General features: G+C 59.8%; 7 protein-coding genes. 1 reads left to right on the top strand and 6 read right to left on the bottom strand.

Going from position 1 to position 12,575, the window contains the following annotated elements:
* Positions 1-4: 4 nt before the first annotated feature.
* A complete protein-coding gene (locus PSH76_RS22110; protein ID WP_305492919.1) occupies positions 5-4,864 on the top strand; it encodes a dermonecrotic toxin domain-containing protein in 4,860 nt (1,619 codons plus the stop codon).
* Between the two features lie 374 nt (positions 4,865-5,238).
* On the opposite strand, the gene PSH76_RS22115 is transcribed toward PSH76_RS22110, so the two are convergent.
* The 6 genes from PSH76_RS22115 to PSH76_RS22140 form a co-directional block, all read right to left on the bottom strand.
* Positions 5,239-6,483 carry a hypothetical protein gene (locus PSH76_RS22115; protein ID WP_305492920.1) on the bottom strand — a complete coding sequence of 415 codons (1,245 nt, stop codon included), beginning with the start codon at positions 6,481-6,483 and terminating at the stop codon, positions 5,239-5,241.
* A 43-nt stretch (positions 6,484-6,526) separates the two neighbouring features.
* Positions 6,527-7,009, bottom strand: coding sequence for a CS1 type fimbrial major subunit (locus PSH76_RS22120; RefSeq protein ID WP_305492921.1), 483 nt, complete (start codon positions 7,007-7,009; stop codon positions 6,527-6,529).
* Between the two features lie 5 nt (positions 7,010-7,014).
* Positions 7,015-7,773 (bottom strand): molecular chaperone, encoded by a 759-nt coding sequence (locus PSH76_RS22125; protein WP_305492922.1) that lies wholly within the window; start codon positions 7,771-7,773, stop codon positions 7,015-7,017.
* A gap of 60 nt (positions 7,774-7,833) precedes the next feature.
* Positions 7,834-8,928 (bottom strand): hypothetical protein, encoded by a 1,095-nt coding sequence (locus tag PSH76_RS22130; protein ID WP_032897600.1) that lies wholly within the window; start codon positions 8,926-8,928, stop codon positions 7,834-7,836.
* Between the two features lie 176 nt (positions 8,929-9,104).
* On the bottom strand, positions 9,105-11,627 hold the full coding sequence (locus tag PSH76_RS22135; RefSeq protein ID WP_032893366.1) for a CS1-pili formation C-terminal domain-containing protein: 2,523 nt from the start codon (positions 11,625-11,627) through the stop codon (positions 9,105-9,107).
* Between the two features lie 115 nt (positions 11,628-11,742).
* Complete coding sequence (locus PSH76_RS22140; protein ID WP_078466740.1) at positions 11,743-12,240, bottom strand: CS1 type fimbrial major subunit; 498 nt, start codon at positions 12,238-12,240, stop codon at positions 11,743-11,745.
* Positions 12,241-12,575 lie beyond the last annotated feature (335 nt).

Here is a 12,575-nt window from a genome sequence, read left to right on the forward strand (position 1 = left end):
GGTTATGTCTTTACTCCCACTTCCCCCCACCGAAGACCTGCTACGCCGGTTACCCGTCTGCCTCACCGCCATCGAGCATCTGCTGGATGCCCAGCCAAACGTCGCCACATTGATGGCCGCCGAGTTACGCCAGGCACTGGCCAACCTTGTGCCCGGCAACCCGCTTGATCCCGACGCGGTTTTTCTTAACGAGTATGAGTACGCGCCCCCGGCGACGGACGCCTCGGAAAGCCTCACACGGGAACCTCGCCTCACCCGCGCACGCAACCTGAGGCAGGTGCTTGAGGAGGCTATTGCCACCGGAAGAAAACCGACCGAGCGTACCAAAGAACCGCAAACCGGCACGTTCGAGCAGGCAGTGGGCTTCTACTCACGCCCCCTCGATACTGGCCGCAACGGCGAAATAACTGCACTTGAGGTCACCGCTTTCAACCAATTGATCGACAATCTGCGACACGACAGTCTGGCACTCTACTCACGCAGGCTGGAGGTGTTCTGGACGTCTGTCCAGGCCGCCACCGGCGCCCTGAGCGTGTTTGAAGCCATCAGTCAAAAACAACGTGAGGTGTTTGTACTGGAGTCGGATCTGAAAACACACGATGCCCTGCAACAGGTCACACAGGCCGAGCAGGCGTTGCAGGACAAACCCACCGACGCTCAAGCCCTGGCGGACGTTACCGCAGCCAAGGCCCACCTGAAGGTACACACCGAGGGCCGGCAGTTAATCGACAACCTGGTGCTCCATGAGACCTCGGGCACCGCCACACGCCCGCAGGCGGTAACGATCACCCTGTACTCGACGGGCTCGCCCGAATGGTCTGCGGCGCTGAACGGCTGCTTCGTACTCACCGAGCGCTTGCACGGGAGCCGAGCGACTGTGCTTTACACCCCGCAATTTGGGGTGGAGGTATTCCAGCATTTCCCCGCTATGGAGAACACCCTGCGCAGGCGCCTGGTAGCCGGCGCCGAAAAAAGTCGGCTGCTCACCAACATCGCACTCAGCCAACGAGGTGTAGTCGACGAGGGGTTACGCAGTGGGCAGAACTTGCGCTACACGCCTATCACCGGCCCTGTATTCAGCGCGTGCCTGCAAGCCCAGCGCGACCAGCAAGATGCCGATATTGACCGAGCCTTCAGTACCGCCCATACCACGTTCGAGGCCTTGGCGACCGAGCTGAGTGCAACCCTGGCACTGCCACTCAAGGGCGGCCCCGGCTTGAGAGCCCGCTTGCCTGAACCCGTAGACCCAATGACCACGCCCGCCCTCGCCCATACCCCGCCGGTCCCTGAACAGCAGGCGCAGTTGATACAGCTTTGGAACTCCCTCAACCAGCAGATCGACTACATACTGGCCCCACACAAACATCCTTCGCTGGAGGGTGTGTTGTCAGCCCTGCTCAAGGAGACCTTTGCACAGCTGCCGCCCGAGACCAAACCGTCCGGTTTGTATGTCAACCGCTACCGCACCGACAGCGGCGGCCAGCGCCATTTTGAATCCTCGCAAACCCTGTTGGAGGCGCTTTGCACCCTATTGCGCGGGGCAGATGAACCCCAGGACCAAGCGAGCCACACCGAAGGCGTCTTCAGCAGCGCCACAGCCTTCAGCGCTGCCGACCAGATCCCGTATACCGGCACACTGACCACCCTGGCGGAAACCCTGCTGGCCAAGTTGACCACACACATCACCACTTACTGGCATACCCCCATAGCGCCTGAATTGGCCTGCCCCCAAGCCAGGCTGACAGAGGTGCACCGTCAAGTTCTGGATGTGCAAGCGCGTCTGGGCATGGCCGACAATACCTTGAGCCCGCAGGCCAAACTGCTGATTGATCGTGCGCTGCGCTACCCGACCTTGGCTCGGCGTGAAGCCGCCTTCGGCCACGGAAACCGACCTGGGGTGTATCAATTGACCCTGAACACCGGTGACGCAGAGGGTGTACGCCTGGCCGGCAGCTTCGTCCTGACCGCAAGCGACGACTCCCGCCCGACACTTCCCCGCTGGCCCTACGGGCACAAAAACCTCAGTACCCGCAGGACTGTAGCAGGCACGATAGTGCTGTATACCCCGAACCAAGGCTTTGAAGAGTTCGCAAGCCTGCAAGCGCTGCACGACACGCTAAAAACACGCATCAATACCGGCGAGGACACCGGCAGGCTATTGGTCACCGGTTTACCGCTGCTGGTGCTGCGTAGCAAAACCGGGTTATGGGGCAGTGACCTGCGCGACACCTTTGCACCGATAGAAAGCGATTTTGTCGCCGACAACATTCAAGCGTTGCTGGACAAACAGCAGTCTGACATCGAAGCCATCCTGAGCCTGACCGAGGGCGAACCGGATACCCAAAGCAATGGCCTTGCGGAACTGGTCGAGTTGTTGGACATGGCAGAGGCATTTGTGGCGCGCAACCAGCGACTGCTGAAACATTGGCGGCCGGACTGGGAAAAACGCTTGAGTCCGCAGGACAAGAAGGCATTGCAAGACCAAGCCCGCATCACGGACGAGAAACAAAATGAACTGGGCAAGCAATGGCACGCTCTGATCCCCACACTGGCAGCGTATGCCAAGCAACAGGTACTGCTTAAGATACGCGCCTTCCTGCCAGACTACCCCGCACAAGGCATTGACCCGGACCAGACGATGGTCATTCGTACCACCCGAACCCGTGTCAGTGCCGGCGCCGGTTTTGGCTCAACGCATGAAGCTGTGGCGAGCACCCGCATAAGCCTGACCAACCTGCTGTTGAAAAATAATAAACCCTGGGAGCAGAGCCTCACCTGGACCGAAGACGACCTGCTGGAAGCAACGCTGATCACCTCGCAAGGTAAGTGGGTGACCGATGAAAAGGGTAAAGCCATTACCGTGGGCAAAGAACGCCTTGAACAGTGGGTCGAAGAGCTGAACATCGGCCACGAGTACACCGAGAACATCCTCAAAAAACACCTCGATCCGCAGGCCACGACGGCCGATGCCCAAGCCTTGAGAAAAGCCTGGATGGCAAGCCAGGCGGCCGCCCTGGACTATGCGGCCATGTTGGCCCGCTTGAGCCCGGATGCCTATAGCACAGCATTGGCCAGTGACAACCTTCAAAAAAAAGCCGCTGCCTGGATGGCGGCAGTGCTCGCCGCGCCCAACCCCAAGGTACGGCAACCGGTCGATGGACAGACAATCATCGCCAATGCCCTGGTATTCAATCCGACCGGCACCGCGCCCGACGGGCGCGGTGGGCAGACCGTAAACGGCATTTTGCTACTTTCCACCGCCGCCGATGCAACGCTGGTGCTCTATACCCCGCATGCACCCGACGGCCTGGAGCTCAGGGAAATAGCCAACGAAGCGGCACTGATCAAGCTGATGCACAGTTCCGCCTGGCAGGCTTATCTCAAGGCGCGTCTACCGGCAGGCACACGACTGCTCAATCATCGCCTGGTCGCCTATACAGGCGATGTGCTGGCGGGGCTGTACCGGCAAAACTACCTGTATCTACTGGAAAAAACCGATACTGAAAGCGTGACCAATGAGGAGTTGGCTTACCAATCCCTGTTCAACAAAGTGATGTTCGGCGTTGAAGTGGCTACGACTGTTCTGAGCGGGTTCCCCTGGGGCGGTCAGTTGACATCTTCCGCCTTCAGATGGCTGGGCCGGATGGGGCAAACCACGGTGCAGTCCCTACGCAAAGTGGGGCAAAACGTTGCAGGGTTAATTGCACGCCACGCAGGTAAGGAGCGTGTCCTGTTCGAGATCGCAACGGCCACTACCACGGCCACCGGCGCTGCACGCACCGCCGGTATTGGCATCAAGCCTTTGCAGATACTGCTTCGACCCGCGAGAAACATGCCCAAGCCCGACCTGACGACCTATGAGAGAGCCTTCCAACAAGCGAGCCCCAACCTGGTGGTCAAGGGCGGCATTCCGGCCGGCTCATCGCTGTCCGAAGGCACCGGTATCTATCGCACGCCCGACGCTCTGCGCACCTTGTTGGTCCGCGGCGTCGATGGAAAAGGCAAAGAGCAGGTGTTTCGGATTCAGGACTCGTTCAACCTCTACGACCCCAATGGGCTGGTTGCCCCGGTACTCACGCCGAGTGGTGGGTTTACGCCTTTCAAGCTGCGTAAACTGGCCAACCAACGCTGGGAGTTGGACACGTTGAACCGTTTGCCCGGCGGCACGCCAAAAGTCGAGAGTGCACTCACACTTGCACTCAGGGAGTGGGAGGCGCATGTCGCTGCCCAGGCAGCCAACCCGCTGACAACCCTAGACCCTACAACTTTTTTTAGAAACCGAGCGATCCCGCTCAAGACGTGGAATAAAGTAGTAAGGCTGACCGGCGAGATAAACACGGCGGGGATAGCCAGGCTCAGGCCCGTGCCCACGCAAGGGTACGCAAAGTTTACAGACGACCTGTTCAATACCTGGGTAGGGCTCGGCGATGAAACCCAGGCAGCTGCGGACGCTTTTTTCAGAGCACATCGTATTAATCCAACGGTGTGGAAAATCTACATAACCACGAAAGGTAAATTGACCCCAGTCGGCCTGACCCGATCGATAAGGCTGGCCAACCTTCCATCGGGCAAGAGAAGCCAGATCACGGACCAACATCTTCTGGACTGGGACAAGTTATACCTGCGGCCGCAAACTCCGAGAACAACACCGGTCACCAAAGCGGACGTCACTACATATGCCTTTGATAACCACATTCACATCGACTCCTGGATGAAATACGTATCTCCCAAAGACGGCACATTCCTCAGGCACAACCCCACACAGGTAAAGCGCCTAGAGCGCTTGGGCATTCCCGTTACACCAGCGCAAACAACCCCTATTGACTACTCACGGGCAGGCACCTCCGCCCAGCCCCTGGTCTGAACCCGGCCCGGAACGACGGCTCCCTTGCCAGCCACACCACCGACGCTTCAAGAGATACGCAGCCACCTGCTTGAAATCGACTCCGGCCTGCGCGCTCAAGCCAAGCCTCCCGTCGTTTCGTGGTTGACCCACAGGCTTTACCGATTCAAGCCACTTTGCTCTACCGTTCCAATAATGCGCGAATAGTGTCCACCCCTATTCAAACTAATGCTCAAGGGAAGTTCTATATTGATCGTTGGCGCAGTTGCAAAATAAACGTTACTCAACGCTGGATGACTTGATTGATGCCCTTATAAAAGACGTGGGTTTGAACGCCGCTTATAACACCGTGATCAGAGGTTGCCCCCTCTCTGCAAGGGAGGGGGACGGGGAACCTAGACCTCCGAATCCCAGATCACCGTGACCACCCCCGTGTAGGTGCTGCCGGGTTGTTTGAGCATTTCCTTCACGTCATCTCGCTCCACGGCAAAATGCAGGCTCGCGGGGCGGTTGTTGACGTAATAGCCGGGTTGGAACAGCTCGGTGCCGCTACCGTCCAGGCGCAAGGGCAGCTTGTTCACGGCTTGGCCGTACTGGTCTTGCAAGCCATAAGGCAAGGTCACCCCGACCTGCAGCGGCACCTCTTCGCCCGCTCCGTTGCGCAGGCCGCAGGTGTTGCCGATGGCCAGGCTGCATTCGAGCTGCATCTTGAAACGCCCGCTAGAAGAGATCACGAAAGTCTGGTCACGGAACAGCCGCGCCGGTTGCCGCCCACGATTGAGCCAGACTTGCCAGCCGCCTTCGGGCAGCAATTCGATGCGGTTACCTCCCGGCGGCAGGTCCACCTTGAGGTTGTGCTCTACCGACAGGGTGAAGTTGAAGGTCAATACGTTGTCGTTGGGTATCATCACATCACCCAGGTCAAAATCCCCGCCCGGTCCGATGCTGTACGTGACCGAACCGCGGTATTCACCACTGGCCATGCCCAACGGGTTGGGGGTCTTGAGTTCATAGCCATACTCGACGGGGTTATACCTCATCCGCGGAATAGGCAAGCTGGGGACCACATTGCACGCACCCGCATTTTCCGGAATGGTCCAGAAGTACAACGCGTAAGTGATGGCCGCCGCAATGTAGCCGACGCCCCGGCAATCCCCCATACCGTAACGCCAGGGATAATCCCAGGAGTTTCCATCACGGGACCACACCCCCACCCGCGCGCCACCACTCAGGCTCCATCGGCCACCGAAGCCGGCGATGCGCATCTGCACCGTTTCAAGTTCGCCAGTAGCGACATGAGTTACCTGCACGTCGCGCCAGGCAGAGGGCACCTTGAAGTACGCGCCTTTACGCGGGTCTTCATGGTTCGCCTCGATGGGCGCGATCGAGTCGAACGCCAACGCGTCGGTACGAATACTGAAGGTGTTGAGTGACTCGCAAAGCGCCGGCACGTGCCAGGCGCAGATGCCACTATGGGGTGTGGTGTTCTGGAATTTATTGACCATGGGGTTGGTCGGGTCCGGGCGGAACACCGCCGAGATATTTTGTTCCAGCGCCTGCACGGGCAGGCTCGCCCACCCGACGCCTAGCGCCAGCGCCCAAGGCCCCAGCCATTTTTTGGTTGCGGTGATCAACTGCATAAACACTCCGAATCTGCGGCGCTGGGGGTTTCACACACCGGGCTCACGGCGCGGGGAAATCGAACATCAAGTGCACCGTGCCGTAATAATCCCCGCCCTTGTAACCGTCCTGCGGCTCGATGGCTGAGATCTCCAGTTCGGCGCGCCGGCCCGTGCGCGCCTCGTCGGCGTTGAGTACCGGGGTGGAGTCCAACGTCAACGGCACCCGATTGAACAGCACCTGCAAGTCGATACGGTTGCGCCCACTCAGCAAATACGGCATGTCGCCCAGGCGCGCGGTCACGCCGCCATTGATGTTCTTGACGTCGAAATTCTTGCGCAGGCGGCCCAGACGCGCCGTCGCCAAGTCCCACGCCAAAACCTGGTCATGGCCCATCCAGTCAGGTTCGGAGGGCAGCACATAGGCCTCTTCGATCGGGATGGTCACCGACACATCGAAGCTGTGCCGCTCCTGGAACGCCTGCGCCGGCTCGCCCAGGAACACAGGGGTCATCAGTACCGCCAGTGCCGTCAGTTGCTTGAACATTGTCATCACCCGTTGCTGTTGACCGTCATCGGTTTTTTGTCGCGGCCTTCGATCAGCTGGAAACTGAACTGGCGCTCGGGCTTTTTCTCGAACACCAGCTGGCGGCCGGGCAGGATGTGGTGCTTGGTGGTGGCTTCACAGTCGGTTTTCTTCACCACCGAGCAATCCCTGAATTCATCGAGCACCACCACACTGTTGCCAGCGTTACGCAAGGTGTACTGGTTGACGGTCTGGCTGATCTGCGTGTCGAAACGGGTGTTCTGTGGGCGTACGAAGAACACCGTGCCGTAACCGGCCATGACGTTGACCCCGGCCGCCAGCGCATCCTTGTAATCGGCCCGCTCTTCGTCGGTGACGGCAAAGTCGTCTTCTTTTTCCGGCACCACCGGAATGAAGCGCACGCGGAAATACCGCTCCTTGTCACGCTGGCCCATGTACAGCAACCGCGTGCCCTGGCGCCCGCCGGCCGGCACGATCAGCCGCGCCGGGCTGGCCATCAGGCCGTCGCGGTTGGTGGCGGCGCCCTTGGCGTCGGTCATCGAGGCAACGGGCACTTCCCTGGACGTGCCATCGGCGTTGTAGACGATCTCCAGCACATTGACCTTGATAAACGCGGTGCTGGTGCCACCGTTGTAGACACGCTTGAGGTAGGAACTGCGATCACCTTCCAGGTAGTCATACACCACGCCGACATTGATTGCCGGCCCCGCCTGAGCGGTCAACGACAGCAGCAACAGCCCGACCGATAACACTGCATGTTTCATGTTTGATTACGCCTCAATGATTGAACCCAGCCCAGGGGCTGATATGCGATAAATGCCCGCCTAGACTTCCGAATCCCAGATCACGGTGACCACGCCGTTGTAGGTGCTGCCCGGGTGTTTGAGCATCTCCTTGACGTCGTCGCGCTCCACGGCAAAGTGCAGGCTGGCCGGGCGGTTATTAACGTAGTGGCCGGGCTGGAACAGCTCGGAGCCGCTGCCGTCCAGGCGCAGGGGCAGCTTGTCCACCGCCTGGCCGTACTGATCACGCAGGCCGAAAGGCAGGGTCACGCCGACCTGCAACGGCACCTCATCCCCTACGTCATTACGCAGGCCACAGGTGTTGCCGATGGCCAGGCTGCATTCCAGTTGCATCTTGAAGCGGGTACTGGCGGAGATGACGACGGTCTGGTCGCGAAACAGCCGCGCCGGTTGCCGCCCGCGATTGAGCCACGCCTGCCAGCCCCCCTCGGGCAACAGCTCGACACGGTTGCCCCCCGGTGGTAGGTCCACCTTGAGGTTGTGCTCTACCCGAAGGTCGAAGTTGAAGGTCAACACATCATCGTTTGGCTGGTAAATGTCACCAAAATCGAAATCCTGATGCGGCCCGACTCCGTAAGTAATCGACCCTCTGTATTGCCCAGCGTCCATGTCCAGAGGATTAGGCGTCCTCAGCTCATACGTGTACTCAAGCATGCTGAAACTGGAGGAGGGAACATCGAACGGCGTCACTAAATTGCACGCACCGGCACCTTCCGGTACCAGCCAGAACCACAGCCTAAATGTGGGGGCCGCCGCCCACATGCCGGTGTATTGGCACGGGGAAGGTGCATGCGTCCAGTTGGCGGGTAACGAACTCCAGGCATGCACGCCCGGAGGGTTGGTTGTATTGAAACGGCTGCCAATACCAGAGATGCGCATCTCCACGGTTTTGCGGTCGCCCTTGGGTGAGACCACCTCGAAACTGCGCCACTCGGAGGGAACCTTGAACATCAGGCCTTGACGCGGATCCGCATGGTTGGCGGCTATCGGGCCGCTGGCGACAAAGTTGATGTCCCAGGTGCGGATACTGAAAATCCCCAACGCCTCACAGCGTGCCGGCATATGCCCGGGGCACACCCCGCTCTGTGGGGTGGTATTGGTGAACCTGTTCACCATGGGATTGCTGGGATCCGGTCGGAATTCAGCGGTGATGTCTTGCGTGGCCGCAAGGCTCAAAGGGATGAACGAACACAACAAAGCGGCCAATACGACAGCGCGCCACGTTGTGTTGCCAGGCTTGTTCATGCTGATCAACTCGTTGCTGCGAACACAGGTTGTTGTGGGTGAAAAACTCATCCGGCCGCCTCTGACGCATGGGCGACTTCGGCCAAGGTATCCGGCGTACAGCGCAGATCACCGATCATCAACACGTCGCTTTCACTCGGCACGTTGCTCGGGTCCAGACGGAACTGGCACAGCAACTGGTTCTGGTAGCGCACTTGCAGGGTGGGCGAGCTGGAGCTCATTTCCATGGAGAAGAACCCGTCCACTTCGCTGACCCCGCGGCTGGCATGGTTGATCACGTGATGGCCGCGCAAGGGTGCGCCGCGTTCATCCAGCAATCGGCCCAGCACGGTGACGGTTTTCATCACGCTGACCTTGCGATAGTCCACGCCGCCCTTGTTCAGGTGGTAACTGGAACGTGCCGGCTGGATATTGGCCGCCGGTGGGTGGTTGCCTTCAAAGTCGAACGCCACACTGCTGCTCTTGTAGGCCGAGACCGGCACGTAGTTGCGCCCAGGCCTCAGCAGGGTGCTGCCGCCGCCCATGTCGTCGGCGCGCAGGGCGATCTCGTCGAGGTCGGTTTCTACATCGATGATCATGCCGGCGCCGTTGCCCTGGTACTGGCTGCTCAGCAATACCTTGCCGGCCCCGGCAACCAGGGTGCTGTTGAGGTTCAAGCCGCCGCTGAGGTCGCCGTTGAAGGAACTGCGCTGCACAAAACCGTCACCGCTGACCGCGTCCGTACTGAAGCTGGCCATGCCTGACAGGCCGACGCCGTAGGTGTCGGTGATCGCCGTGGCCGAGACGCTTTGCAGGAAGTGGTCGGTGAGGTCTTGGCGCAGGGTCACCGAAGCGTTGTTGTCGCGGCCGCCATCACGGGCGGTGCGGGTGCCGATGCTGCCGGAGATCTGCCGACCGTCACGGCCCAGATTGACGCTGACGCTCACATCCACGCCTCGGTTGCGCCGGTCGTTGGTGCCCGCGCTGCCGGGCCGGTCGAACACCGAGAAACGCCAGTTGGCATCGCTGCCGAACAGGTTGTCGTGGCGGCTCCAGCCCAGGTCGATACCGGCGCCCTCGACATTGCCTTCGCTGTGGGACAGGCGCATGTTCAGGGTGTTTTTCGCATCGAGCCGGTGGTTGACCGACAGCGCCGTGTTGCTGGCCTCGCCCACGAAGGTATTGCGGCGCAGGCGGGTGCCGTCCGGCAGGGTTTCGTAGGTGTCGCGGGTGTCGAGCCAACTGCGGTTGTGGCTGAACACCAGGTTGGTCGCGCCCAAGGTGTAGAGCGCTTGCAGGTCCATGCCGGTGCCGTGGTCCTGGGTTTGATACAGGTTGGTGTAGAGGCTGGTGTTGTTGGCCACCGTCCAGTCCACCGAACCGCCGTATTGCAGTTGTTCTCGCACTTGGCGCGCCGACAGGCCGAGGATCACCCGTGGGTGCAGCAGGTAGTTAATGGAAGCGCCGGCGGTCATTGCGCCAGAGGCTTGTTCGTCCCAGTTACTGAACAGCTTGGTCTCGCGCCCGGCGAACAGGTTGTAGCGCCATGGGTCTTCGGCGTTGCGCCAGTTGCTGGGCTTGTACACCAGCTCCTGGGTGGTGCTGGTGGTCAGGCCATCTTCTACCAGGCGCACTTCCACTTCATAGATGCCGCCGGGCAGTGTCCGGGTGTCGAGGGTTTGCAGGCCAGCCGCCACGGCTTGAGTGTTGATCAACAGGCCGTTGCGGTAGATCTCCACCGCCGCCTGGCGGTTGGCGGTGACGTAGATCGGGTACACGCTGGGCTTGGCATTGTTGATGGCCAGGCTGTCGGAACTGCCATACATCAGGCCCAGCGCCGTATCGGGGCTGGCGCCGAAGCTGCGCAGTTGACGGGTCAGGCCATCGGAATTGGGGGTGAAATGGCCCAGGCGGAAAAACTGCCCTTGCATTTCTCGTTGGGTGTACAGTTCATGGATCGCGTGGCGCATCTGTTCGTTATCGCCACTCTGTCGCGCCAGTTGCAGGTTGAATACCTGGCTCCAGTTGCCGACGCTGGAACTGGCTTGCAACCCGTAGCGCCCGCCCAGTTTGTTGTCCTGGCCACCGTTGAGGTTGAGCTGGTTGTTGACGATCAGCCCGAGGCTGCCGCCTTCCGGTTGCGCGTAGAAGCGCGGTGCATCGTCGTTGAGCTCGACATTCTGGGTGATGATCGCCAACTGGGAGTTTTCCAGGTTGTAGAACGCCGAGAGCATTTTTTCCGGGCAGGACTGGGTACAGGTGCCCAGCGCCACGCCTTTTTCCAACAGCGCTTGCCAGGTGTCGCGGGTAGCGGCGGGCACTTTGCTGTCAGCGGTGTCGGTGAATTCGAGCAAGGTGACGCGATCATCCCGGGTCAACACAATCAGCGCCTCGCCCAGCAACTGCTGGTCAAGGTCTATGCGCACGGCCAGCGGCACGTCGAAAAAGTGATCGGTAAAACCAGCCGGCAGGCCTTGGGCCTGGCTCAGCAGGCTGCCCGTCGTCAAAGCGCCCGAGGCAGCAGGTGCGGCCAGGGCACTCGTACACATCAACAGCGCAAGCGCAGCCGCGATAGGCGTCATCGGAAACATGAACGGAACACTCTGTATGCCAAAAGACTGGAGAGAAAATCAGGCCGGCGGACCGAGGAGGGAAAGTCAGCCGACCTGCAAGCAAATGCCCGTGTTCAACGGGCATTCATTGGCATCAAGGCGTTGGCAATACCGCGTCGAATACCACCGGCATCACTGCGGTGTAGGAACCGCGTTGAGTCGCCGAAGGCTTGGCCGCGATGATGCGCATTTCCGCGCCAATGCCTGGGGTGGAGTCGGCTTCGTTGACCACTTCCTGCGGCGAGCCGGTCAGGGTCACGCCATTGAGGGTGGTGGTCAGCGCGATGTTCTGCGCGGCATCACCGTTGAACAGCACAGCCGGGCCGCCTTCGATGTAGGCATGAACCGAACCGTTGGTGTTCTTGATGTCGTAGATGGCGCTCAGGGGCGCCAACTCACCGCTGACCAGGTTGTAGGTCATGGTTTCGTCACGGCCCCAGTTCGGGTCACGTGGCTGGGCGTGGAACACGGTGGTGGGGATGTTTGCCTTGAGGTTGACGGTGTGGCTGGTTTCACCGGCAGCGATAGCCGTTACCGAGGAAGACAGCGCGAGTACAGCCAGGGGAACAGCAACAGCAAACTTCTTGAACATGGTCAATACCTGTAGTTGACAACATTGAGTGGTTCATTGCCAAGGAGGTCCCTAACAAAGAATTAGCAGGCGTGGTTAGTTGAACTACGCACTGCCAGACAATGATCAACCGAAACTAAAAGCAGGTATGCAGGCACATTCGAAAACGCACGTAGCCCTTGTAAACAGGGCTTGAGCGAAAAAGATGGCATTTCGCCAAAACTTTAAAAGTATCCGTAGGAAATAAGCTACACGCTAAAAATACGCTAAAGAAGTTGCTGTAAGAAGCGTACCACAAGACTAAGCAGCGCCTGGCAAACAACAAGTCCAGATATAAATTCGAGCCACAACTCTAA

Source organism: Pseudomonas sp. FP215 (assembly GCF_030687795.1).
GTDB lineage: Bacteria > Pseudomonadota > Gammaproteobacteria > Pseudomonadales > Pseudomonadaceae > Aquipseudomonas > Aquipseudomonas salmasensis.